Raw genomic sequence first — 24,423 nt, 5'->3', positions numbered from 1 at the left:
GATGCGGTACGTCCAGGTCCACCATTCGGAAGGTGAGGTGAGCCACGCGGGCGACAGGTGTGAAGCGCGACGAGGGCGGGAAACGCCGCACATGCGTCTCCCGCCCTCCCCTGTGAGCAGCCGCCGGATCCCTCGGCCGGCGGTGCGGCCGGGCCCCTCAGCCCGACCGGACCAGACCCCTCAGTTCTGGTCGTACTGGTGGAACCCCCGGCCGGCCTTGCGGCCCAACAGCCCTGCCTCGACCATCCGCTGGAGCAGCGGGGGAGGGGCGTAGAGCGGTTCCTTGAACTCGTCGTAGAGCGATTCGGCGATCGAGGAGACGGTGTCCAGCCCGATCAGGTCCGCCAGTCTGAGCGGCCCCATGGGGTGGGCGCAGCCCAGCTCCATGCCGGTGTCGATGTCCGCGGCCGTGGCGAAGCCCGACTCCGCCATGCGGATCGCCGCGAGCAGGTATGGCACGAGCAGCGCGTTGACGACGAAGCCGGCCCGGTCCTGGGAGCGGACGACCGTCTTGCCCAGGGTGCCGGTGGCGAAGTCCGCCACGACGGCGACCGTTTCGGGAGCCGTGTGCAGGGACGTCACGATCTCCACCAGCGGCAGCACCGGGACCGGGTTGAAGAAGTGCAGCCCCACGACCCGGTCGGCGCGGCCGGTGGCCATGCCCAGGCGCATGACGGGGAGGGAGGAGGTGTTGGTGGCCAGCACCGCCCCTGGGTCCTCGACGATCTTGTCGAGCGCGGCGAACACCTCCGTCTTGGCGTCGGCGTTCTCGACGACGGCCTCGATGACGAGCTGCCGGTCCGCCAGGTCCTCCAGGCTGCCGGTGAAGAGCAGGCGGGCGAGGGCCTGCCGCGCCGCGGCCGGCTCCAGCTTCCCCCGCCGCACGGCGCGGTCCAGCGAGGCGGCCACCCGCTCCCGCGCGGCGCGGGCGGCCGTGGCGTCGGCCTCGCAGACCACGGTGTCGAGACCGGCCCGTGCGCACACCTCGGCGATGCCCGCGCCCATCTGACCGCCGCCGACCACCCCGACGCGCTGGATGCCCGCGCTCATGACCGCGGCTCCGCGTTCCGTACGAGGTGGCGGGCGTAGGCGTCCGGGGTGAAGAAGCCCGGCAACTCCCGGGCCAGTGCGTTCCGTTCGAAGAGCGCGCGCACCTCTTCGAGAGGCGCCCACGGGTACTCGGCACCGAGCGCGGCGAGCTCCTCGTCGAGCAGCCGCCGGACCGTCTCCCGGTCCACGACCCGGTGGCGCAGCCACTGCCAGATCTGCACACGGGCGATCTCGGCGGTGGCGGCGTCCTCCATCAGGCCGTACAGGGCGACCGCCCCCTGGCCGCGCAGCCAGGCGGCGAAGTAGCGCAGAGCCACCGCGACGTTGGCTCGCACCCCCTCCGCCGTGGGCGGACCGCTGATCCGGCGCACCGAGAGCAGGTCCGCGGCGCTCACCGCCACATCGTCGCGGGAACGGTCGATCTGCTGCGGCCGGTCGCCGAGCACGCCGTCGAACACCTCGCGGCACAGTGGCACGAGGCCGGGATGGGCCACCCAGGAGCCGTCGAAGCCGTCCTCGGCCTCGCGCTCCTTGTCCAGCCGGACCTTGGCCAGCGCCGCCTCGTTGGCGGCCGGATCCTTGCTCGGCACCTGCGCGGCCATGCCTCCGATCGCGTGGGCGCCCCGCCGGTGACAGGTGCGCACCAGCAGTTCGGTGTACGCCCGCATGAAGGGGGCGGTCATGGTCACCTTCGCCCGGTCCGGCAGTAGGAAGCCGGTGCGGTGTCCCAAGGTCTTGATCAGGCTGAAGAGGTAGTCCCAGCGGCCGGCGTTGAGGCCGGAGCTGTGCTCGCGCAGCTCGTAGAGGATCTCTTCCATCTCGAAGGCGGCGGTGATCGTCTCGATGAGCACGGTGGCGCGGATCGTGCCGCGGGGTATGCCGAGCAGCTCCTGGGCGAGGACGAACACGTCGTTCCACAGCCGGGCCTCGTAGCGGTTCTCCAGCTTCGGCAGGTAGAAGTACGGGCCGTGCCCGGTGTCGATCTGGCGCTGCGCGCAGTGGAAGAAGTACAGGCCGAAGTCGACGAGCGCGGCGGGCACCGGTCCGCCGGCGAACTCCAGGTGCCCCTCGTCGAGGTGCCAGCCGCGCGGCCGGACGACGATGGTGGCGAGCCGGCCGCGGTCGGCGAGCCGGTACTCCTTGCCGTCGTCACTGGTGAAGTCGATGCGCCGGTCGATGGCGTCGCGCAGGTTCAGCTGGCCGCCGATGACGTTGTCCCAGGTGGGGGCGGTGGCGTCCTCGAAGTCGGCCATCCACACCCGGGCCCCGGAGTTGAGCGCGTTGACCGTCATACGCCGGTCCGGTGGGCCGGTGATCTCGACGCGGCGGTCGGTCAGGCCCGGAGCCGGCGCGGCGACACGCCACGACGGGTCGGCGCGCACGGCGGCGGTGACCAGCGGGAAGTCGAGCGGGGAGCCGCTGGCCAGACGCAGGGCCTGCCGGCGGCGTTCCTTCAGCAGGTCCCGCCGGCGCTCGCCGAAGGCGGCGGCCAGGTGCCCGAGGAAGCCCAGGGCGGCGGGCGTGAGGATCTCGTCGTGACGGTCGCCCGGGGCGGCCAGGACGCGGACGCGGTGGGTGAGGGCGCTGGTGGTCATCGGGTTCTCCTGCGGGAGGGAGTGGAGCGGGGGTCGGACGGGGACGGTCGTACGACCCCCGCTCAGTCGGGGACGGACCGGACTGACGCCCGGACGGGGCGACCTAGTGGAACTGCTCCTCCTCCGTGGAGCCGGTCAGGGCCGTGGTGGAGGAGGCGGGGTTGACGGCGGTGGAGACCAGGTCGAAGTAGCCGGTGCCGACCTCGCGCTGGTGCTTGACCGCGGTGAAGCCGTGCGCCTGCGCGGCGAACTCCCGCTCCTGCAGGTCGACGTACGCGGTCATACCGTGCTCGGCGTAGCCGCGCGCCAGGTCGAACATGCCGTGGTTGAGGGAGTGGAAGCCGGCCAGGGTGATGAACTGGAAGCGGTAGCCCATCGCCCCCAGCTCCCGCTGGAACTTGGCGATCTGGTCGTCGTCGAGAGCGGCCCTCCAGTTGAACGACGGCGAGCAGTTGTAGGCCAGCATCTGGTCCGGGTGCTCGGCGTGGATCGCCTCGGCGAACTCGCGGGCCTGCGCCAGGTCCGGGGTGCCGGTCTCCACCCAGATGAGGTCGGCGTACGGGGCGTAGGCCAGGCCGCGGGCGATGACCGGCGCCATGCCGTTGCGGACCCGGTAGAAACCCTCCGCCGTGCGCTCGCCGGTGACGAACTCGGCGTCGCGCTCGTCGACGTCGCTGGTCAGCAGGTTTGCTGCCAGGGCGTCGGTGCGGGCGACGATGAGGGTCGGCACATCGGCGATGTCGGCCGCGAGCCGGGCGGCGTTGAGGGTGCGGATGTGCTGCGAGGTCGGCACCAGCACCTTCCCGCCGAGGTGACCGCACTTCTTCTCGGAGGCCAGCTGGTCCTCGTAGTGGATACCGGCCGCACCGGCCGCGATCATCGCCTTGGTCAGCTCGAAGGCGTTCAGGGGGCCGCCGAACCCGGCCTCGGCGTCGGCGACGATCGGCGCCAGCCAGTCGGTGGTGTCACCGGTGCCCTCGGCGGTGGCGATCTGGTCGGCGCGCAGCAGCGCGTTGTTGATCCGCCGGACCACCTGGGGAACGGAGTTGGCGGGGTACAGGCTCTGGTCCGGGTAGGTGTGGCCGGCCTGGTTGGCGTCGGCGGCGACCTGCCAGCCGGACAGGTAGATGGCCTGGAGGCCCGCCTTGACCTGCTGGACGGCCTGACCTCCGGTCAGCGCGCCGAGCGCGTGGATGTAGTCCCGCTCGTGCAGCTGCCGCCACAGCCGCTCGGCGCCGCGCCGGGCCAGGGTGTGCTCCTCGCGCACGCTGCCGGACAGTCGGATCACGTCGTCGGCGCTGTAGGTGCGCTCGATGCCCTGCCACCGGGGGTCGGTGGCCCAGCGCCGCGCGAGTTCCTCGGCCGCCTGCGTCCTCGCCTCTGCCATGACTGTCACCGTCTCCTCGGTCTGTCTCGTCTGCCAATCCCCGGCTTGCATCAATGGAGATGGCACTGTGTGTCCTATGGCTGGGGTGCGGCCCGCCGTTACGCCATGGGGCGGAGGTGAGCAACGCTGCCGTCACGCGACCCCGCCGTCGCCGGGATCTCCGACGTCAGGGCGTGAATCGCGCCCCGGATCCGAGCGGTGGCCGCCGGTGTCCGGCGGGCCGCACTGATGACTCTGGCACTGGCACTGAGTGCCATCAATCGTGGATGCCTGCCAACTTCTGCGAATCTTCCGCCCGTCTTTTGCCAACCTTGCGAAGGTTGCACGGTGGTGCGGGGAGGGCCGGCAGAGCCTCTGGAACCACCAGGGCCTCTGGAACCACCACGGCCCCTGGAACCACCACCGCCAGGGATCTCGTCTCCCCGACTGTGACCGCGATCGTCGCCCCCCTGCCGCAGCTGCTCCTGTTCGCCCGGCTGCAGACCCGCTGCTGCGCGTTCGCCGTCGCACTGCTCTCGGGGATGGCGCTGCTGTCCCTTCCGGCCGAGTTGCCGGTGGCCAGGTACGACCTGCTGCTCGTGTACGGACTGCTGCTCACGCTGCTCTTCCGCCTCAGCGGATGGGAGACCGGGCGGGATGTCGCCGTCATCGCGGTATGCCACGCGATCGGGCTCGCCTTCGAGCTGGTGAAGGTCGCCCTGGGCTCATGGAGCTATCCGGAACCCGCGGTGCTCAAGGTGGCGGGCGTGCCCCTGTACGGGGGCTTCCTCTATGCCGCGGTCGGCAGCTATGTCTGCCGCGCCTGGCGGCTGCTGGATCTGGAGCTGGTCGGTTACCGCCCCCGGGCGACCGCGGCAGTCGCCGCGGCCGTCTACGTGAACTTCTTCAGCCACCACTGGCTGCCCGATATGCGCTGGCCACTCGCCGCGCTGCTCGTCGCCGTCACGGCCGGTACGTCGGTGAGGTTCAGCGTGGGGACCGCTCGCTACCGCATGCCGCTGGCGCTCTCCTTCGCGCTGATCGGCTTCTTCCTGTGGCTGGCCGAGAACATCGCCACCTACCTGGGCGCCTGGCGCTACCCCTACCAGCTCCATGGCTGGCAACCGGTCTCCCTCGACAAGTTCGGCGCCTGGTCGCTCCTGATCAGCGTCACCGTCGTGGTCGTGGCAGCCACCAGGCGGCGACGCGACCCCGGGTAGTGGGAGTTGTCTCAAGCCGTACGAAGGGGATGGACGACCCGACGCCGCGGATGTCGGTGTCGCCGCCGTCCACGTCGAACCCCATGAAGGCACCGAGGCGACGGGCGAGACGAGGGTGTTCGGCGGCGGAGCGAACCATGATGTCGCCCCCGTCCTCGGGGGGCAGAAAGCACGCGGTCGCGGCGTAGCGGAGGTTGCCGAACTGGACCATGACGCGTGGGGAGTGCCGCAGGTTCTGGTACCAGGCCGCAGTCGGCCCGAAGCCGGAGGCCACCGTCCAGGCGAGTCGGTCACCGTCGCGTTCGTAGGCGATCACTTCCAGCACGACGCGGCGGTGGAGCCCGGTGAGGTGGCCTGTGTGGTGCAACAGGAGCAGCCGCTTGCCGAAGAGCGGCCCGAATCCCGCCTGGTAGAGGCGGATGGGTAAGCGTGCCGCGAAGCGCCTGCCACCGGCCGGGAGTTGCGGGCGCCCTTGCGTCGAGAACTGGTACGACATGGTCGCCTTCCGGGTTGGGAGGCCACGGTGTCTCGACCTCGCCGCGAAACGAGGTGGCACGAGTGCGCCTTGAGCTGACACGAGTGACCGTTCGCCTGACCGTTCGTCAGTGCAACGTTTGCAGAGTCTAAGTGTCGGTGGGCCGCGCCAGCGGTAGGCGACTCTGGAGTGTCGACGTGGTTCTCTCGGGCGCCGGAGCCGGCGCCACCGGGCCACCGCGGGACCGGTAACACGGGGTCCTGCGGTGGCCCGGGGTGACGGTCAGGCCAGGCGGGTGGCCTTCAGCCCGTCGAGCGGGTACTCGTGCGGCAGTTTCCCGGGATCGCCAGGGGCGGTGATCTGCACGGTGATGGGCCGTGACTTGCCCGCGGGGAGCAGCTGGTCGGCCTGTGCGTCGATATACGCCTTGCCGTCCTGGTAGATCACATCGACACCGGACGCGACGACCTTCGTCCCCGCCACCGTCGGCAGATCGAAGGAGATCCTGAACCTGCGGACGTCCTCCCCCTTGCCGCTGCGGACGCTGACCGCCGTGAGCGTCAGCTCGAAGCTGTACACCTTGCCCCGCGGGTCGTAGCTGTCCCATGAGGAGTTGAACTTCTTGCTGACGAGGATGTCGTCATAACTCGGCGGAACGGGGAGCGGCGTGATGCGCCCGGCGCCGTTCATGACCTCCAGATCGTCGACGGGGATCTTGCCGCCTCCGATCCGCTCCGCGCGGTCGGGGACGGCCTGACCGGTGAGGTCGAGGTGGTTCACATTGCCGGCGGAGTCGACGGCGTAGAAGTTGCCGTCGTCGTCGAAGAACGTGGCCGAGTACGACTTCCGGGAGCCCGCGGCGGAACTGGCCTCGGCGGGTTCGAAGACCTGCCCTTTGAGCACGCTCTTCATGGGCTCCTTCTGCGGGTCGATGTGGAGCAGATCGCCGTTGTCGCCTTCCACCGAGATCAGCCGGCCGTTCTTGGGATGATGGGCGAAGTCGTCCCACCGCCCGGAGCCGGGGAGCTTGCCGACGGTCGCCGTCTTGGCCGTCACATCGATCGAGTAGCTGGGGACGTTGGGGTCGCTCACGACGAAGAGGATCTTTCCGTCCGCGTCCAGGTCCCCGTCGTACCAGGTCATGCCGCTCGGCAGCCCTTCGACGACCTCGTCCCCGACCGTGCCGTCCTCCACGTCGATCGTCACCAGCTTGTTGTCGCTGATCGCTAAGAGCAGTGGCTCCTTGTCGTCACCCCGGTACTGCGCACCCATGGCGGTGTAACCGGCCGCGTACGCCGGCACGTTGTCGACCACGCGGGTGTCCCCGTCGAGCGGGTCGAAGCGGTAGATCCGGGTGTTCTTCCTGCCGACCGCGAGATAGACCTTACGGTGCGCCATCGTGGGCTCCTTCAGCGAAGAGGTCGTGACCGCCCCACGATCAGTTCGCGCTGCCTGGACCGGCAAGGACGGAAAGTAGCCAGGCGGGCACAAAGCGTCGATCTGCCTTACCGCCTGCTGTTGCGGCGTGCCGCGTTGACGCCGAAGCGCGGCGCGGCACGGCACCGTGGTCCTCCCCGTCGAGATCAGACAGTTCCCGGCCTCGTCGGGATACAGGTCGGTGGGGAGGTGGGTCGAGTCGGTAGAGATGTAGGTCCGTATCCAGTGAGCATGTAGGTCCGGAGCTGACCTATATGCTCACTAGCTTGGTTGTTGCGGCACAGAACAGGTACCAGGCCCGAGACCGGGACCAACACAAGGCGGAGATCATGACTTTCACCCAGCCGACCACCCACAATGCGGCCCACACGTCGGTAGCCACCGGCGAGCGCGCGGACTTGTTGGCGATGCTGGCCAAGCAGCGGCACATGCTGCGCCTCACCACCCGCGACCTCACCGATGAGCAGGCAGGGCTGCGTACCACCGCCAGTGAGCTGTGCCTGGGCGGCCTGATCAAGCACGTCACCTCGGTCGAACGGAGCTGGGCCGACTTCATCGTGGACGGCCCGAGCTCGATGGGCGACTTCACCGCCATGACCGAGGCCGACTGGGCGCGTCGGGCCGACGACTTCCGGATGCTGCCGGGGGAGACGTTGGCGGGGGTGCTGGACGGCTACTCCGAAGCGGCGCGCCGGACCGACGAGCTGGTCGCCACCCTGTCCGATCTGGACGCCACCCAGCCGCTGCCCAAGGCGCCGTGGTTCGAGTCCGACGAGCGCTGGTCGGCCCGCCGCGTCCTGATGCACGTCATCTCCGAGACCGCCCAGCACTCCGGTCACGCCGACATCATCCGCGAGAGCCTGGACGGCGCCAAGAGCATGGGCTGATCGTGCGCGGCGGACGGTCGTCGGGAGAGGGAGCGGTGGAGCCACAGTGGTGCGCCGGTGATGGTCGGTGACGTCGTCACGGACGCTCCATGCGGGCTGCCAGATCCGCGGGGAGGGTGTCCCGGTTCGCCCGGGTCACCTGGACGAGTTCGATGTCGGCGCGCCGCTTGAGTGCGTCGGTGAACGGGTCGCTCTTCGCGTGCACCGTGGCGACGATGTCGACGTCGGACTCGAACAGGTGCCGGACCGTGTCCTGGAACTCGGTGCACGCCAGCTCCATCCGCCCGAGCTCGTCGATCAGCACCAGCTCCCCGGGAACCGGATGCGCCGCCGCCGACCTGAGCGGCGGCAGCGCGAGCCGCTCCATGACGCCCAGGTCCACGCCGTACCGGCCCACCCGCGGTGGCCCTGGGAAGTCGACATGGGCGAGCACGTCTCGCGGACCGCCCTCCAGTACTTCCAGCGCGAAAGCGGTCCGGGTGGAGCCCTGCCGGATTTCCTCCGTGGTGAAGCCGACGACCCTACGGGTGCGCAGGAGCGCGGCCAACCGGCGGACAACGGTCGTCTTGCCCGCTCCGGGACGTCCCTCCAGCAGGATTCTCGTCGGCATCCGGTGCTCCCTGTAGGTCGGTCTTACGGTTCCCGGTCCATCGGCCGGCGTGCTCCGCCAATCGGGGGTTCTGCGCGCATGGGCCGGTCCCGACCGGCCCGCTTCGGGTATAGCCGCGCGCATGACGGGAATTCAGCTGACGAGCGGCACGTTCGCCGACCATGAAGAGATCCCTCGACGCCACACCGGGGAGGGCGATGACGTCTCGCCCTCGCTGACCTGGTCGTCGGTGCCGGACGGTACGTCGGAGCTGGTCCTGCTCTGCGAGGATCCCGATGCTCCGGGTGGGTCGTTTCTGCACTGGCTGGTCACCGGTATCGACCCGCGGAGTTCCGGTGTTGCGGAGGGGGAGCCGCCTCCCGGCGGTCAGGAGTGGCCCAATGGGTTCGGCCGGGTGGGTTGGGGCGGCCCGATGCCTCCACCGGGGCACGGGACGCATCGCTACTTCTTCCGCCTGTGGGCCGTGTCGGAGACGCCTCCCCTCCATGGGAAGCCGACGGTCGACGCGGTGCATCGCGCCGTGAAGGGACGGGAGTTGGCCAGCGGCGCGCTGGTGGGCACGTACCAACGCTGACCGTCGCCGTGCAGCCGCCGAAGACTCCGCGGCGTGCGCTGTATGGACGCGGTATGTGGGTCGCAGGCCCCGCGGGGCTGCGTTGCAGCCGGTCGCCGGGTGGCTGAGAATCGCTAAGGGCTGTCCCGTAGTCCCTGGGCCTGGACATGGGCGGCAAGTCGGCGAGGGAGTGCGTCAATGCCATGAACGTCCTGAAGATCGCGTTGGAGGAAGGCTTCAGCGGGCAGCACGTCACGGTCTCGGTGGACGGGGCGGTCGTACTGGACGAGACCGATGTACGTACCCGGCTGCAGATCGGCCTGGCCAAGTCCGTGGAGATCGAGGTGCCGGACGGAAGGCATTCGGTCGAGGTCCAGGTCGAGGGCGTTCCGCCGCTGAGAACCGAGGTCGACGCGGCCGACATCAAGGCGGTACGGATCAGCCTCACCGCCGAGGGCCGCCCGGTCGCCGTGACCAGCCGTGAGCGCCCCCGCTATCTCTGAGGTTTCTCCATAGTTGCCTGCTGGACGTTTCTGACGGTCGCTTCCTGACCGCGGCCGGGCCGGCCCTCGGGTGAAGGTCGGTGCCGGACTTGGCCGGTTGCACCGGGCACTCGGCGGGTTTTCACTGGCAGTAGTAGGGGCGGTCGAAACGTTGTGACGACGGCCTCCCCGTAAGGCCTGGGCTCCACGCGTGGAGCCTCGGCCACAGGACCAAGACCGACTGAAAGCCGGACGCCGACGGTTCGGCCCCCGTGCCCCGGCGACACCCCGGCCTCACCACATTCATCCGCCAGGGCGCGATGTGCCCGTCAGGCCGGCTCACCGGGTTTCCCGTCGCCGGGACTTATCCCGCCCTGCCCCACTATGTCCCGGCCACGTCCGGGTCCAGGAGGCGGCATGACCACGCAAGAATCCGGCTCGCGGAGCGAGTTCGACACACTCGTCCGTGCCGTAGTGGACGAAATCGCACACCGTACCGGAGGTGACGTCGGCGTCAGGCCCCAAGTGAGTCAGGACGTCGAACAGGCCCGCGCCCAGGGCCAGCGCAGCGGCGTCTATCGCCGCACCGAGCAGCCGATTTCCCACCTGATGGAACGGGGCGGTGCCCAGGCCATGCCAATGCCGGGTGCGGGCCCATCCGCTGAGACACAGTCGGCCGCCGCGCCCATGGCATCACCCGCGGCCGTACCGGACACCGGCCCGACCGCCGAGCAGTGGACCACGGCCGGTCAGACATCGGCCGAGACCGTCCGGTCCAGGGCCGCCGCGGGCTCCTTCGAGGAGCTGCGCGTGGACGTGGACGGCCCGGCGCCCACCATGACCGTTTCCGGTACCGTCTGGCGACTTCCCACCGGCGGGCTCACCTGGCTCGCCGAAGTCGTCAAGCAGGCGGACGGCTCCCTCGTCGGCCCCATCAGCTACCGGAACGGCAACGCTTCGCTGCGCCCCGGCACCAGCATCCGGGTGCAGCTCACCGGCCAGCCACCGCTCCAACCCTTCGGCGCCCTGGTGACCTTTATGAAGCCGGGCGCACCGGACGAGGTGGTCGGCTACACCCAGGCGACCCCGCACTTCCGCGAGGTCGGGATCGAGTACGACCGGGTCGAGGACGCCGTGCAGATCGACGCCTACTCGCTGCACGACCACCCGGTGCGGCCGCCGGACCTCCCCGACATCACGCTCACCGTGGAGGACGCCTTCACCCGCCAGGGCATTCAGGTCACCCGTAACGGCGGCAGCAATGTGATTCCGCTGTCGGACGCGGTCAACGGCCGCTGGTCCGACATCGAGATGCACGACGCCATGCAACAGCACTGGTCCCAATGGCAGCCCGGGCCCACCGGTGAGGGCGTTGCCCAGTGGCAGATATGGACGCTCTTCGCCGGGCTGCACGACGAGGGGAAGGACCTCGGCGGCATCATGTTCGACGACATCGGCGCCGCCCAACGGCAAGGCTGCGCGATCTTCTCGAAATCCTTCATCTCCGATCGCCCGCCGAACGACCCCGCGCCCGAGGCCTACGTCCGCAGGATGGGCTTCTGGACCACCGTGCACGAGATCGGTCACACCTTCAACCTCGCACACGCCTGGCAGAAGTCGCTCGGCACCCCATGGATGCCGCTGGTCGACGAGCCCGAGGGTCGTAGCTTCATGAACTACCCGTTCCTCGTGGCCGGCGGACCGCAGGCGTTCTTCTCGGACTTCCGTTACTTCTTCTCCGAGGACGAACTGCGCTTCCTGCGGCACGCCCCGGAGCGGTTCGTGGAGCAGGGCAACATCCCGTGGTTCGACCACCACGGCTTCGAACGGGCCCGGCGCGGCGCGTCCGACGGGGCGCTGCAACTCACCCTGCGGGTCAACCGCGATCCCGACCGGCAGGGGGCGTACCGCTTCGCCATGCTGGAGCCGGTGATCGGTGAGCTGAAGCTGACCAACACCTCCACCGTCCCCACGATGGTGGACCGCAACACGCTGGTCGGCGACAACCTCAGCGTTTTCGTCCGGCGTGAAGACGGCACCGAGGCCAGCGTCATCCAGCCGTATCTGCGCTACTGCAAGCAGCCCGCGCCCGTGATGGTGCAGCCCGGAGAATCGCTGTACGAGCAGGTGGTGCTGTCCTTCGGAGTCGGCGGCTGGAAGATCGCGGAACCGGGCGCGTACCAGGTCTACGCGGCACTGCGCACAGCTCCCGAGAGTGCGTCCGCCGCATCCGCGGCCCCGACCGGCCAGGTCCTGGCCGCCCCGCTCCCCATCCGGGTGGAGCGCCCGGCCAGCCGCGAACAGGAGCGGCTCGCGGACGACGTCTGCACCGACACCGTAGGACGCGTCCTGGCACTGGGCGGCAGCCGGGTGATGGACGACGCCAACGACGTACTGCGCGAGGTGACCGACCGGATCCCCGACGAACTGGTCGCCAAACACGCCGCCGCATGCCTGAGCACGGCCGCCACCATCCCCGGCAAGGTCATGGCGGACGGCGCAAACGGCGCGCGGCGCATCGAGGCGCGGGAAACGGACGCGGACGCCGGTATGCAGCTGGCCCGGCACGCGTACGAGGACCTCGACACCGCGGCCGAGACCTTCGGCCATATCCGGCTGACCCGCAACGTCGAGGCCATCGCGGTCGCGCTGGACGAACAGGACAAGCGTGAGCCCGCCACCCAGTTGCTCGGCGGACTCGCCCGGACCCTGCAGGACCGCCAGGTCAAACCGCGGGTCGTGGAGCGGGTGCAGCAGCTGGAGCAGCGGATCGCCGGCAGCGACGGCTCGGGTGGCCGGCGGACCTGAGTTCCGCGGCAGTTCCGCGGCTCGGTGTCACGGACCTCTCCGAACAACACACCTGGGGGGTGTCTCTTCGAGACACCCCCCAGGTGTCCCTAGCCGTTCTCGCGGCCGGGAAGCGGCGTTCCCTGGAGAAACGCTCGGTAGGCGTCCGCGGCGTCGTCCTCCACGGTCGGCCCGTCCGGTCCGTACCGTGTGTCGCTCCGGTCGCGTTTCGGCCCGGAGATCCAGAAGTCCTCATGGGATTCGACGTCGTAGAAGTTCGCGTCGGGCAGTCCGAGACCCGTACCACGTCGCAGGGTCCGCCCTTGGAAGTAGGCCGTCTTCCAGGTCTTGGAGAAGTCCACCCAGCCGATCCATGAGGGCCCGCGGTCGGTGCCGTGGCCCGTTTTGAGCTGCACGAACATAATTCTGCGAGGCATTGGTCCAGCATGGCCGCTCGTGCTGTTCCGGCAAAGCGAGTTTTCGGATCGATCCGGTGATCCAAGGGGCCAGGCCGGGCGGCATCCCGCCGATGCCGTGCCGCACGCCGATGCACTGCTCGCGAAATGCTCGCGAATCGCTCTCGACGTACTGATGACGCCCTTCCGGACCTCAGGAGACGCAGAGGTTACTGGCGTGCAACCCCTTGACGTCGTTCACGGGCCCGGCAAGACTGCCGCCCAACGGTCGACATTGTCGAACATTGGACGGTAATCGGAGCAGCGTCGCTCCGATCGGGGCCAAGACTGGGTGCGGTCGACGAGCTGGATCAGCGCTTCCCCGCACCAGCCGGCCCTTCCCCGCGGGCACAGCGTGCCCTGCCGTCCCCCGCACCGCATTGAGCCGCTCCAGGAGCACACTGTGACCGACGCGCACACCGCCGGCCCGTTCATCGCCGCGATCGATCAGGGCACGACGTCCAGCCGCTGCATCGTCTTCGACCGGGATGGCCGGATCGTTTCGGTCGACCAGAAGGAGCACGAGCAGATCCTTCCGAGACCGGGCTGGGTGGAGCACGACGCCGGTGAGATCTGGGCCAACGTCCAGGATGTGGTCACCGGCGCCCTCGACAAGGCCGGGATCACCCGCGCCGCCCTGAGGGCGATCGGCATCACCAATCAGCGCGAGACGACGCTGCTGTGGGACAGGAACACCGGTGAGCCGGTCCACAACGCCCTCGTCTGGCAGGACACCCGCACCGACGCGCTCTGCAAGGAGCTCGGCCGCAACGTGGGCCAGGACCGCTTCCGCCGGGAGACCGGACTGCCGCTGGCCTCGTACTTCTCCGGCCCCAAGATCCGCTGGCTCCTGGACAACGTCGAGGGACTGCGCGAGCGCGCCGAAGCCGGCGACATCCTCTTCGGGACCATGGACTCCTGGCTCGTCTGGAACCTCACCGGCGGCCCCTCCGGCGGCGTCCACGTCACCGACGTCACCAACGCCTCCCGCACCCTGCTCATGAATCTGCACACCATGGAGTGGGACGCGGACATCCTCGCCTCCATGGAGATCCCGGCCGCCGTCCTCCCGGAGATCCGCTCCTCCTCCGAGGTGTACGGCATCGCCGGCGGCATCCTGTACGGTGTACCGGTCGCCGCCGCGATCGGCGATCAGCAGGCAGCGCTCTTCGGCCAGACCTGCTTCGCCGAGGGCGAGGCCAAGTCCACCTACGGCACCGGCACCTTCCTGCTGATGAACACCGGTCACCAGCCCGTCAACTCGCACAGCGGGCTGCTGACCACCGTCGGCTACCGCATCGGCGGACAGGCGCCGGTCTACGCCCTGGAAGGCTCCATCGCCGTCACCGGCTCGCTGGTGCAGTGGATGCGCGACCAGATGGGGCTGATCAGTACCGCCGCGGAGATCGAGACCCTGGCCGGCTCGGTCGAGGGCAACGGCGGCTGCTACTTCGTACCGGCCTTCTCCGGCCTGTTCGCCCCGTATTGGCGATCGGACGCCCGCGGCATGATCGCGGGCCTGACCCGCTACGTCACCAAGGCGCATATCGCCCGCGCCGTACTGGAGGCCACCGCCTGGCAGACCCGCGAGATCGTCGACGCGATGCACAAGGACTCCGGTGTTGCCCTGACCGCACTGAAGGTCGACGGCGGGATGACCTCCAACAACCTGCTGATGCAGGCGATCTCCGATGTCCTGGACGCGCCCGTGGTGCGCCCGATGCTCTCCGAGACCACCTGTCTCGGCGCCGCCTACGCCGCCGGCCTGGCCGTCGGGTTCTGGCCGGACACCGACACGCTGCGCGCCAATTGGCGCCGCGCCGCCGAGTGGACGCCCCGTATGGACACCGCCGAACGCGAACGCGAGTACAGGCTCTGGCTCAAGGCGGTCGAACGGACCACGGGCTGGATCGACCAGGAGGAGCGCTGAGGACGCCGTGAGCACCCTGCAGGGCGACCACCGCCTGGGTGCGCGCGTATGGGGAGTGCGCACGACCTGGCGCACGGTCGGCGACGGCGATTTCTTCTGTCCCGGTTGCGGCGGCGACCGCAGCTACCTCCGGCGCACCGGCCGCCTTCGGCTCGCCTTCCTCGGCATCCCCCTCACGAGCGCCCACGCGGGACCCGTGGTCGAGTGCGCCGACTGCGGGACCCGATTCGGGACCGACGTTCTCAACCACCCCACCAGCACTCGCTTTTCGGCGATGCTCCGCGACGCCGTGCACACCGTCGCCCTCGCCGTCCTCGCGGCCGGCGGCTTCGAGGACCGCGCGGTGCGTGCGGCCGCGGTAGGCGCGGTGCACGGCGCCGGGTTCGTCGGCTGCACCGAGGAGCAGTTGGTCGACCTCCTCAATGCGCGGGCCGTCGCCACCGGACGACCGCGCAGCGGGCACCTGGACGGCACCGATGGCGGCGGCGCGGCGCTCACCGTGGAAGTCCACGAGGACCTCGACCCGATCGCCCCCCACTTGGCCCGCGTCGGGAGCCAGGGCCTGCTGCTGCAGGGCGCCCGCATCGCCCTGGCCGACGGGCCGTACAGCCCCGGCGAGCACCGCGCCCTGGCCGCGGTCGGCCGGGCGCTGCTCCTCAGCCGCGCGGACACCGAACGGCTGTTGACCGCCGCGGCCCGTACGCCGACGTGAGGCGCCGAACGTCGGGGCACGGAGAGGCGAACGCGACGGACAGGGCAGGCGAACGCGACAGACAGGGAAGGCGAACGCGACGAACAGAACAGGAGAGTTCGACGGACAAGGCAGCCGAGCTCGACGGACAGCGCGGCCGAAGACAGCGAAGCGAAAGGACGGACGGCGTCGGGAGGAACAACGCCGCCGCTACTGGAGAAGGGCCCCACGCCATGGACCACGCACACGCCAGTCCCTCCGTGACCGTCCCGGTGGGACCCCCCGGGCTCGTCCCTCCTGGCACCTTGGTGTTGCCGCGACCTCTGCTTCCCCAACCGGCGGTCCGGCACGCGGTGATCACCCTGCCCGCCGAGAAGAGCCAGGTGCGCACCGTACGCCGCTTCGTCCTGGCCCACCTCAACCGCTGGGGCGTGGCCGAAGAGGACCGGGACCGGATCGAGCTCATCGTCGGGGAGCTGGCCGGCAACTCGGCCCGCCACGGACGGGCCGACATGACGGTGCACCTGTCCCTGGGCGGCCGGGACGTGTGCGTCGACGTCCACGACACCGGCCCACCGACCCGGTCGTGTCCGCACTCCACCCGGCCGCGCGACGAACGCGGCCGCGGCCTCGGCATCGTCGGCCATCTGGCCGACTGGACCCACTGGAGCGACACACGGCACCAGCGGCACGGCTGGCGCGCCCGCGCCGGTCTCCGCGTCGTCCTGCCGGTCTGCGCGGCGGCTTGATACGGCCATCGCGGCCTAGAGCGAGCGCTTCCGTTCCTCGGCTTTGATACCCCGGAGCGTCCAGAGGCCGTACAGCGCCAGCAGTGGTTTGAGGACCGCCCACTCGCCGGGGCGGTAGTCCTGCGCGGGCACGAGTCGCTCCGCGAGATCGGGGCGCTGTCGGCGCAGGTACGCGCGGGCCTTGAGCCCATGAGCCGGCTGCGAGGCGATCTTGATGCGATCCGCACCTTCGAGCAGTGGGATCACCTGCGCGATGTTCTCCCATGTGGTCCGGCTCCGGTCCTCGATCAGCACACGGCCGTCGAACTTCAGCACGGACTTCGCGTAGTCGGCCATCAACTGAGCCTCAGCGGGGCCGCTGCCCGTCGAACCTCCGCTGAAGATCACCTGGGTGCCAGCCGCACCGTCGGAGTCGACGGATCGTAGCCCGGCACGTACGCGCCACCGGTTGACGATGTTGATCGGCGGGTGCGGATTGCGGTAGCCCAGCACCACGACGGCCTCGGAACCGCCTTCGCCGTTCCCGACCAGCGTTCGAGACCAACGCCGGTTCAGCCACTCGCCCCAGACCAGGGCGGCGGCCCCTCCCACCCCAATTGCCCACACTGATCGCATGCCGCGAGCCTAAAGGGTGTTGCAGAAGGGTGGGTGGGGGCAGGTCGGAGTGGCGTCTGACCTGCTTGTTCATGCTGTACGGGCGAGGTTGTGCATGGTGGAGACTGCCTGGACGGCGTGGTGGAGGCCGGATCCTTTCTGTCGGCAGTCGCGGAGGATCTTCCAGTTCTTCATGCGGGCGAAGGTGTGCTCGACGCGGGCGCGGACGCGTCGGTGTTCGGCGTTGTCTTCCTCCTGGGCTCGCAGCAGGGGGCGTTTGGCTCTCTTGCGGTGCGGGACGACGAGGCCGGTTCCCAGGTAGGCGCCGTCGGCAAGAACGGTGGTGCCTTCGCAGTGGGCGGGCAGGCCGGAGGCCCGCCAGACGTGGGCGTCGGCTTTGTTGCCGGGTGCCGGACGGGCGGTGGCAACGACCAGACGGGTGTCGGCATCGATGATGACCTGCACGTTTGCCGAGAAGCGGTAGTTACGCGACGAGGCACCCACCGTCCGGTCACGGACGGGGATGAGGGTGCCGTCCACGATCCACAACCGCTCGACGTCGGCGACCGGTCGCGGGGCCGGCGCCAGTGCGAGTAAAGGCCCGAGCCGCTGGATGACCCGGCAGACGGTGGCCGGGGAGATCCCGAAGAGCGGGGCGAGCTGCCGCATCGTGAGGTTGGTGCGGTAGTAGACGGCCACCAGCAGCACCCGGTCGGCCAGCGGCAGACACCACGGGCGACCGCCTCCGGGCCCGTTGCCACCCCGCTCACGCACCACCTTCAACAGGCCCGCGAAGCCACTCATCCGCAAGCCCGTGAACGTCTCCACCCACAACTGCTCAGCCCGCAACACCCCACCCATAAAGGGAAAATGCCCAATCGACTACGTTCTGCAACACCCTTTAAGGGCTGTCCCGTAACCCCTGGCGGGCGCACGACGACAGCTACGGCACCTCGCCGCGTTGTCGGAACGTCCGGATACGCCCAGTATCCGGACGTCCCTCCGCCTTGCGATGCACCGCATCTGACGCCGTGCGCTGATCCACCAGGGATTACGGGACAGCCCTTAGGGTCTGCCCCTGGCCCCGAGGTACCAAGCAACGCGGGCACCGGCCGTGCTGCAAACGGCCTCGTTGTGTTCGGAGTTCCAGGAGCTCCGAACGAAATGATCTTCAGGGTGATTGGATCGCGCACGTACAGCACGTACCAGCAGTCGGTCCGCACGTACCAGCAGTCGGTCCGCTCGCGCGTCGAAGTGCGGGCCACCGCCGTCAACACGACAGGGAGACACCGTGGAACGCATCGGGATCATCGGCGTGGGCGAGATCGGCAGGGCCATCGTGGACGGCCTGTGCGACGGCGTGGAGAATCCGCCGGAGATCTACCTCTCGCCACGAGGGTCCCGTACGGCCGCCGAGCTGTCCCAGCGGTATCCGAACGCGCAGGTGTGCGCGGACAACCAGGACGTGGCGAACCGCTCCGAGATAGTGCTCATCGCCGTCCGCCCCCAGGACCGCTCCGAGGCCCTCGCCGGGCTCCGGATCGGCAGCGACCGCGTCGTGGTCAGTCTCATGGCCGGCATCGGCATCGACGAGCTGCGCCAGACGCTCGGCACCGACGCCCCGCTGGTGCGTGCCATCCCGCTGCCCGCCGTGCGCGAACGCCGGTCCGTCACCGTCACATGCCCCTCCCACCCGGCCGTGGACGCCCTCTTCGACGGCCTCGGCGGAGCGTTCCCCGTCGCGGACGAAGCGGGCTTCAACGTCTTCTCCGCGCTGACGGCCACACTGACCACCCACTACTGGTACCTGGCCACGCTCACCGATTGGGCCTCCCGGCAGGGCGTCCCTTCCGAGGACGCGGACCGTTACATCCGTGGCCTCTTCCAGGGCGTCGAGCGCTCGCTCGGCGACGACACGCGGTCTCTGCATCAACTCGCGGGCGACCACGAGACCCCGAACGGAATCAACGAGCGCATCCGCACCACATGGTTCGACGCGGCCAACTCCGAGGCCCTGACCAAGGCACTCGACGCGCTCCTCGCCGATCTCACCTAGCCACGTTGGCGGTGGCGGTGGCCGAGCTCGGCGCGGCCGCCGCCGCAGGCAACAGACAGCGGGGCCCGGCCGATGAAACCCCTACCGCTGTGACGGCGGGTCCTGGCCGTCACCCTCCCCGGCCGGTGCCTGCTGCGCGAGTGCCGTCCAGGAGCGCAGGAGCAGGCCGAAGGCGTCGACGACGACATCCTCCTGGATGCCGTCGGGGGCCAGCAGGCGCTGGATGAGCAGGCCGTCCTCCAGGGCGTGGACGATCAGGGCCAGGAACGCGGGGTCCGCGGGCGATGCGACGCCGCGGGAGGTGAACGCCTGCTCCAGGCCGGTGGCGTGGGCGTCGCGGGCGAGGAGCTCGCGTTCGGCGAGCAGCGGACGCAGTTCGTCGTTCCGCAGGGCGTACAGGACGAGTTCCATGCGCAGGGCGAGCCATTGGGGCAGGTGCTGGGCCCGGTCGCGGTTCCAGGCCCGCAGCTTGTCGAGCGCGTCGGCGCCGGAGGCGGCGCCCTCGGTGAGGGAGCGGACTTCCTCCAGCTCGCGGCGTGTGCGGTCGTGGAGCAACTCGGCGACGAGGGCGTTCTTGTCCTCGAAGTTCCCGTAGAAGGCGCCGCGGGTGTAGCCGGCGCGCTCGGCGATCTGCTCGACGGAGGTGCCGTTGACACCCCGTTCGGCGAACAGCTCCGCAGCTGCGGCCAGCAGGCGGTGCCGGGTCTGCTGTCGGCTCTCTTCGCGGCTCAGGCGCTTGCGTTCAGGTGTCACAGCGGCATCCTACGGCGCGGCAGTCCGCAATATTCAGTTCTGTATCCAGATGCATATCTGTATCTTTGCTGGTCGGAACGGAAGGAGGCCCGATGGGGGCGAACGAACTGTGGCCGCTGGGGGCGACGGAGCTGGCGAAGCTGGTGGCGTCCGGTGAGGTGTCCGCGGCGGAGGTCATGGAGGCACACCTGGAGCGGATCGCCGCGGTGAACCCGCGGGTGAACGCGGTGACCCGGCTGCTGGAGGACAGCGCCCGGCAGGCGGCGCGGGAGACCGACCGGCGACGGGCCGCGGGCGAGCAGCTGGGCCCGCTGGCCGGGGTGCCGTTCACGGTGAAGGAGAACATCCACGTCGAGGGTTCGGCGACCACGCATGGCGTGCCGTACTTCCGCGACTGGGTGGCCCAGTCGGACGCGCCCCCGGTGCGGCGGCTGCGCGCGGCCGGGGCGATTCCGATCGGACGCACCAACATGCCCGACCTGGCGATCGCCGGGCTGCACACGGTCAGTCAGCTGTTCGGGGACACCGTCAACCCCTGGGACCCGCGGCGCACTCCCGGCGGAACCAGCGGCGGCGACGCGGTCGCGGTGGCCACCGGTATGGCGGCGCTGGGGCTGGGCAACGACTCCGGCGGGTCGATCCGCAATCCGGCGACGTTCAACGGTGTCGCGGGGCTGAAGCCGAGTTACGGGCGGTTCCCGGCCGACCACCGGATGAACGACCAGGACCCGGTCCTGGGCCACCAACTCTTCCCGGTGGACGGGCCGTTGGCCCGGTCCGTGGCGGACCTGCGGGCGGCGTACGAGGTGCTCGCGGGGACGGACCCGCAGGACCCGCGGGCCGTTCCGGCCCCGCTGTACGGGCCGCGGCCGGACGCGCCGGTGCGGGTCGGCGTGGTGACCGACCCCGGCGGCCGGGGCGACGTCCATCCGGACGTGCGCGCGGCGATCGAGGCGGCGGCAGCAGCCCTGGAGGACGCCGGACACCCCGTCGAGGAGGTGGAGATACCGCGACTGCAGGACGCTCTCGACGGCTACGGCGCACTGCTGCGGACCGAGTTCTCCCTGGCCTGGCCCACCCTCAGGCGGCTGCTCACCGACGACAGCGCCCGCCATATCGAGCTGGACACCCAACGCCACCCGGCCGTCGGCCTGGAGGATTACCTCCGGCAGACCGGCGTCCGCCTCGGCGTCCAGCGCGCGTGGGCCCACTTCTTCGAGCACTGTCCGCTGCTGCTCGGACCGGTGTCCACACAGCCGGTACCCGAGCCCGTGGTGCCACGGACCCCGGAGGAGCGCGACGCGACGTTCACCCCGATGCGGCTGCTGACCGCGTCGACGTATGTGGGCGTGCCGGCCGTGGCCGTACCCACCGGAATCGCGTCCGGGCTGCCGCAGGGCGTCCAGGTCATGGCCGGCATGTATCGCGAGGACCTGTGCCTGGACGCGGCACAGCGAATCGAGGAGCGGCTCGGTGTACTCACTCCGCTGGATCCGCGTCCGCGGCGGTGGGAGGCGGGCGAGAGACAGCCGATCGGAGCGAACGAGTCGATGGGCATATCGCCCGGAACGTCTCAGCAGCCAGGGTGCTCGCCCACCGCGAATCGGTAGGAGGGATTCTCGGGGCAGTACCAATAGGGCCAGCCGCCTTCCCCGTCTGAGGCGAGGCTCATGGGGTGGGGATGCTTTCCCTGGCATACGGGCCAGGCGCGGCCGTCCTTGATTTCTTGAAGGTTTTCAAGGACGGCCACCTGGGTGTGAAAGGCAGGAGACTTCACCGCAGCGCCGGGCTCGGGGTCCGCGACGAGCTCAGGGTCGATATCCAGGGTCCCGAGGTGCGCGTAGACGGTGCTGGGCGCGAGGCCGCAGACGCGCAGATCGGTTGGGTGCGGATGCCCAAGCGCTCGGAGGCTGTACGTAATGGAATTCGGGCACTGCGGTGGTCAGTCCCTTACAGGGGGAGGGGCGACCCTGACGCTTCCATAGCGAGGCCGGCGTCGGCGGCGCCGCGGCACGAACTGCCCACTTCCCGGCTGGTCGTCACGGGGGAGCACGATGTCTTCCTCCCGCCGCGACGACTCGGGCCGGCAGGGCCTAATGCTCAGGCGGTCGGCGGACCTCGCCAGTGCCCAGTGTGATCACGGCGCGGGGCCGCATGGGGCCCTCGCCGCGCCGGGAGAGCAGGACCACCTCCTCCACCACCGCCGTCAGGGTGCCGAGCCGGCCGGCGCACGCGGCGGCCAGCGGCCGCGGATTCTGAGTGCGGCCGAGGGACAGGTGTGGTGTGAAGCGATCGTGGCGTCCACGGCAGAGTGGGAATCGCTGCCCCAGTACCCGGTGGAGACGGGTCCACGGTGCCAGGTCCGCCGCGGCCGGGTCGAGCCACACCGTCGCGTAGTGCCGGTGCCGGAAGTACCGAACGCCGACCAGCCGCGCCGGGAACGCCGCGCTCTCCGCCGCCCCGCCGGCGAGCAGCGGCACCGCCCGTGCGAACTCGTCCTCCGGTACGAAGCCGAACAGCAGATTCACATGAGGCGGCCATCGCCGTACCTGCGGATCATGCTTCCAGCGGATCTCCTGGATCGCCGGCCACAGCTCCTGCGGCGGAAGCCACGCCACCGCGGTCCGGGCCGTCGGCGCCACCTCTAGCGCGTCCACCGGTTCGGCCCCGCCGCGATCTGGATTCCAGCCCACCCTTCCATGGTCCGGGTCGCGCCCGCTTCGCACGAGTCGGCAGCGCCGCCCGCATCGGCAGACCGGGTGGCCATGAGTGCTGTCCGTGGCCGAACCGTCGGGCGATGGTCGGTCAGGGGTCGGTCAGAACCACTCGGGTCGGCAGTCGGCCGCGGTGCGGTCCAGGCTGTCCAGCAGGTCGAACTGTGGGCCGGTCCGCGGGAGTTCGACGCGGAAGAAGTACCGGGCCGCCTGCCGCTTGCCCTCGTGGAAGGCGTCCGTGCCGTCCCCCAGCGCGAGGAACTGCTCCAGCCAGATCCAGGCCAGCACCACATGGCCGACGGCCTCCAGATAGACGGAGGCGTTGGCCAGAGCGGTCGCGGGGTCCCCGGTCGACCACAGCTTGGCGGTGGTCGCCCCGACGCGGGCCGCGGCCTGCTCCAACCGGCCGGCCAGCTCGGCCGCCTCGCCGCCGGCCGCCGTGGCCCGGGCGGTGGTGGCCGCGAGGGTCTCAAGGAGCAGCTTCAGTCCCGCGCCGCCGTTGATGACGACCTTGCGGCCGAGCAGGTCCAGCCCGTGGATGCCGTGGGTGCCCTCGTGGATGGGGTTGAGGCGGTTGTCCCGGTAGAACTGCTCGACGTTGTACTCGCGGGTGTAGCCGTAGCCGCCGTGTACCTGGATGGCGAGGTCGTTGGCCGCCAGGCACCACTGCGACGGCCAGCTCTTGGCGAGGGGCGTGAGGACGTCCAGCAGCAGCCGGGCTCGGGCGCGCTCGGGCTCCTGCTCGGCGGTGCGCTCCTCGTCGAGCAGGCGGCTGCAGTACAGAGTGAGGGCCAGGGCGCCCTCCACATAGCTCTTCTGCGCCAACAGCATCCTGCGCACATCGGCGTGCTCGATGATCGGGACCTGCGGGGCGGTGGCGTCCCTGCCCGTCAGCGGGCGGCCCTGCGGGCGGGTGCGGGCGTAGTCGAGGGCGTGCAGATAGCCGGTGTAGCCGAGCGCCATGGCGCCCTGGCCGACGCCGATGCGGGCCTCGTTCATCATGTGGAACATGTACGCGAGCCCCTGGTGGGCCTCGCCCACCAGGTAGCCCACCGCTCCCGGCGCGCCACCCGGGGTGTGACGACCCTCGCCGAAGTTGAGCAGGGTGTTGGTGGTGCCGCGGTAGCCCATCTTGTGGTTGAGGCCGGCCAGCACCACGTCGTTGCGCTCTCCCAGCGAGCCGTCCGGCTCGACCAGGAACTTGGGCACGATGAAGAGCGAGATGCCCTTCACGCCTGCCGGGCCACCGGGAATCTTGGCCAGCACCAGGTGGACGATGTTCTCGCTGAGGTCATGGTCGCCACCGGAGATCCACATCTTGGTACCGCCGATCCGGTACGTACCGTCGTCCTGCGGCACCGCCCTGGTGGTGATGTCGGCCAGCGAGGAGCCCGCCTGCGGCTCGGAGAGGCACATGGTGCCGAAGAAGCGGCCCTCGACCATGGGGCGGGCATACGTCTCGATCTGCTCCTCGCTGCCGTGCGCCTGGATCAGATTGGCATTGCCGATGGTCAGGAACGGGTACGCGGCGGTGCTGATGTTGGCGGCCTGGAACCAGGCCGTGCAGGCGTGGGCGACCACGCTGGGCAGCTGCTGTCCGCCGATCTCGTAGTCCATGGCGGCGCCGGTCAGGCCGGCCTCGGCGAAGACCCGCAGGGCCTCCTTGACCTCCGGGATGATGTGCACCCGCTCGCCGTCGAAGCGCGGCTCCTCGGCGTCGCTCTTCTTGTTGTGCGTGGCGAAGTGCCGGGTCGCGATGGCCTCGCTGAGGTCGAGTACCGCGTCGAAGGTGTCCCGGTCGTGGTCGGCGTAGCGGGGGCGGCGGGTCAGCGCCGTGACGTCCAACCAGTCGTGGAGCAGGAAGTCGAGGTCGCGGCGGGAGAGCAGCAGGGAGTCCATGGTCATGGGTCCGATCGGGGGGGCGGCGGATAGGGGTGGGGGAGTGGGAAGGGGTAGGCGTCCGGGTGGCGTCGGCGACGATCCGGTGCCGACCGCGGCCCGGCGTGACCGGGACGCGTT

Annotated in this window: 22 protein-coding genes; 10 read left to right on the top strand and 12 right to left on the bottom strand. The window is 70.0% G+C overall.

The annotated features are described in order from the left end of the window. Positions 1–180: 180 nt before the first annotated feature. The 3 genes from WAB15_RS03355 to aceA all read right to left on the bottom strand — a co-directional run bounded on the left by WAB15_RS03355 (position 181) and on the right by aceA (position 4,032). On the bottom strand, positions 181–1,050 hold the full coding sequence (locus WAB15_RS03355) for a 3-hydroxybutyryl-CoA dehydrogenase (RefSeq protein WP_407285248.1): 870 nt from the start codon (positions 1,048–1,050) through the stop codon (positions 181–183). Beyond that, positions 1,047–2,645 (bottom strand): malate synthase A, encoded by a 1,599-nt coding sequence (gene aceB, locus WAB15_RS03350; protein WP_407285247.1) that lies wholly within the window; start codon positions 2,643–2,645, stop codon positions 1,047–1,049. Before aceB ends, WAB15_RS03355 begins: the two co-directional genes overlap by 4 nt. Positions 2,646–2,748: 103 nt before the next feature. Next, on the bottom strand, positions 2,749–4,032 hold the full coding sequence (gene aceA / locus WAB15_RS03345) for an isocitrate lyase (RefSeq protein WP_407285246.1): 1,284 nt from the start codon (positions 4,030–4,032) through the stop codon (positions 2,749–2,751). A gap of 449 nt (positions 4,033–4,481) precedes the next feature. Here aceA and WAB15_RS03340 point away from each other — a divergent pair, with 449 nt between their 5' ends. Continuing rightward, complete coding sequence (locus tag WAB15_RS03340) at positions 4,482–5,231, top strand: DUF817 domain-containing protein (RefSeq protein ID WP_407289152.1); 750 nt, start codon at positions 4,482–4,484, stop codon at positions 5,229–5,231. On the opposite strand, the gene WAB15_RS03335 is transcribed toward WAB15_RS03340, so the two are convergent. Continuing rightward, positions 5,182–5,727, bottom strand: a complete 546-nt coding sequence (locus WAB15_RS03335) for a nitroreductase family deazaflavin-dependent oxidoreductase (RefSeq protein ID WP_407285245.1) — start codon at positions 5,725–5,727, stop codon at positions 5,182–5,184. The genes WAB15_RS03340 and WAB15_RS03335 overlap by 50 nt on opposite strands. A 261-nt stretch (positions 5,728–5,988) precedes the next feature. Further along, the gene (locus tag WAB15_RS03330; protein ID WP_407285244.1) at positions 5,989–7,104 is read right to left on the bottom strand and encodes a DUF6923 family protein; all 1,116 of its coding nucleotides are present in this window, start codon (positions 7,102–7,104) and stop codon (positions 5,989–5,991) included. Positions 7,105–7,472: 368 nt separating this feature from the next. Here WAB15_RS03330 and WAB15_RS03325 point away from each other — a divergent pair, with 368 nt between their 5' ends. Beyond that, positions 7,473–8,030 carry a DinB family protein gene (locus WAB15_RS03325; protein WP_399144907.1) on the top strand — a complete coding sequence of 186 codons (558 nt, stop codon included), beginning with the start codon at positions 7,473–7,475 and terminating at the stop codon, positions 8,028–8,030. A gap of 76 nt (positions 8,031–8,106) precedes the next feature. Here WAB15_RS03325 and WAB15_RS03320 read toward each other — a convergent pair whose 3' ends face one another. Continuing rightward, positions 8,107–8,640: a nucleoside-triphosphatase gene (locus tag WAB15_RS03320; protein ID WP_407285243.1), complete on the bottom strand. Its 534-nt coding sequence runs from the start codon at positions 8,638–8,640 to the stop codon at positions 8,107–8,109. A gap of 121 nt (positions 8,641–8,761) precedes the next feature. Here WAB15_RS03320 and WAB15_RS03315 point away from each other — a divergent pair, with 121 nt between their 5' ends. The 3 genes from WAB15_RS03315 to WAB15_RS03305 all read left to right on the top strand — a co-directional run bounded on the left by WAB15_RS03315 (position 8,762) and on the right by WAB15_RS03305 (position 12,483). After that, the gene (locus tag WAB15_RS03315) at positions 8,762–9,214 is read left to right on the top strand and encodes a YbhB/YbcL family Raf kinase inhibitor-like protein (protein ID WP_399144909.1); all 453 of its coding nucleotides are present in this window, start codon (positions 8,762–8,764) and stop codon (positions 9,212–9,214) included. A 182-nt stretch (positions 9,215–9,396) separates the two neighbouring features. Beyond that, entirely contained in the window at positions 9,397–9,696 is a 300-nt protein-coding gene (locus tag WAB15_RS03310; RefSeq protein ID WP_399144911.1) for a hypothetical protein, read from the top strand. 666 nt (positions 9,697–10,362) lie between these two features. After that, the gene (locus tag WAB15_RS03305; protein WP_407285242.1) at positions 10,363–12,483 is read left to right on the top strand and encodes a reprolysin-like metallopeptidase; all 2,121 of its coding nucleotides are present in this window, start codon (positions 10,363–10,365) and stop codon (positions 12,481–12,483) included. A gap of 89 nt (positions 12,484–12,572) precedes the next feature. On the opposite strand, the gene WAB15_RS03300 is transcribed toward WAB15_RS03305, so the two are convergent. Next, on the bottom strand, positions 12,573–12,884 hold the full coding sequence (locus WAB15_RS03300) for a hypothetical protein (RefSeq protein ID WP_407289151.1): 312 nt from the start codon (positions 12,882–12,884) through the stop codon (positions 12,573–12,575). A 436-nt stretch (positions 12,885–13,320) separates the two neighbouring features. Between WAB15_RS03300 and glpK the strand changes: the two genes are divergently transcribed. The 3 genes from glpK to WAB15_RS03285 all read left to right on the top strand — a co-directional run bounded on the left by glpK (position 13,321) and on the right by WAB15_RS03285 (position 16,287). After that, entirely contained in the window at positions 13,321–14,847 is a 1,527-nt protein-coding gene (glpK, locus tag WAB15_RS03295; RefSeq protein ID WP_407285241.1) for a glycerol kinase GlpK, read from the top strand. A gap of 7 nt (positions 14,848–14,854) precedes the next feature. Then, positions 14,855–15,559, top strand: coding sequence for a TerB family tellurite resistance protein (locus tag WAB15_RS03290; protein WP_407285240.1), 705 nt, complete (start codon positions 14,855–14,857; stop codon positions 15,557–15,559). Between the two features lie 332 nt (positions 15,560–15,891). After that, positions 15,892–16,287 carry an ATP-binding protein gene (locus WAB15_RS03285; RefSeq protein WP_407285239.1) on the top strand — a complete coding sequence of 132 codons (396 nt, stop codon included), beginning with the start codon at positions 15,892–15,894 and terminating at the stop codon, positions 16,285–16,287. Positions 16,288–16,302: 15 nt separating this feature from the next. On the opposite strand, the gene WAB15_RS03280 is transcribed toward WAB15_RS03285, so the two are convergent. Both WAB15_RS03280 and WAB15_RS03275 read right to left on the bottom strand, forming a co-directional pair. Further along, positions 16,303–16,902 (bottom strand): YdcF family protein, encoded by a 600-nt coding sequence (locus WAB15_RS03280; RefSeq protein ID WP_407285238.1) that lies wholly within the window; start codon positions 16,900–16,902, stop codon positions 16,303–16,305. Between the two features lie 69 nt (positions 16,903–16,971). Continuing rightward, positions 16,972–17,742 (bottom strand): transposase family protein, encoded by a 771-nt coding sequence (locus tag WAB15_RS03275; RefSeq protein WP_407285237.1) that lies wholly within the window; start codon positions 17,740–17,742, stop codon positions 16,972–16,974. A 430-nt stretch (positions 17,743–18,172) separates the two neighbouring features. Here WAB15_RS03275 and WAB15_RS03270 point away from each other — a divergent pair, with 430 nt between their 5' ends. After that, on the top strand, positions 18,173–18,937 hold the full coding sequence (locus WAB15_RS03270) for an NAD(P)-binding domain-containing protein (protein ID WP_407285236.1): 765 nt from the start codon (positions 18,173–18,175) through the stop codon (positions 18,935–18,937). 81 nt (positions 18,938–19,018) lie between these two features. Here the strand turns inward: WAB15_RS03270 and WAB15_RS03265 are convergent, their stop codons facing one another. Next, positions 19,019–19,690: a TetR/AcrR family transcriptional regulator gene (locus WAB15_RS03265; RefSeq protein WP_407285235.1), complete on the bottom strand. Its 672-nt coding sequence runs from the start codon at positions 19,688–19,690 to the stop codon at positions 19,019–19,021. Positions 19,691–19,782: 92 nt separating this feature from the next. Between WAB15_RS03265 and WAB15_RS03260 the strand changes: the two genes are divergently transcribed. After that, a complete protein-coding gene (locus tag WAB15_RS03260) occupies positions 19,783–21,300 on the top strand; it encodes an amidase (protein WP_407285234.1) in 1,518 nt (505 codons plus the stop codon). Between the two features lie 483 nt (positions 21,301–21,783). Here WAB15_RS03260 and WAB15_RS03255 read toward each other — a convergent pair whose 3' ends face one another. Further along, the gene (locus tag WAB15_RS03255) at positions 21,784–22,383 is read right to left on the bottom strand and encodes a 2'-5' RNA ligase family protein (RefSeq protein ID WP_399144920.1); all 600 of its coding nucleotides are present in this window, start codon (positions 22,381–22,383) and stop codon (positions 21,784–21,786) included. Positions 22,384–22,506: 123 nt separating this feature from the next. Then, complete coding sequence (locus tag WAB15_RS03250) at positions 22,507–24,303, bottom strand: acyl-CoA dehydrogenase (protein WP_407289150.1); 1,797 nt, start codon at positions 24,301–24,303, stop codon at positions 22,507–22,509. Between the last annotated feature and the right edge of the window lie 120 nt (positions 24,304–24,423).

The organism is Streptomyces sirii (assembly GCF_045690365.1).
GTDB lineage: Bacteria > Actinomycetota > Actinomycetes > Streptomycetales > Streptomycetaceae > Streptomyces > Streptomyces sirii.
Note: the sequence above shows the minus strand (reverse complement) of the source record. Positions and strands in the feature narration are given on the sequence as shown.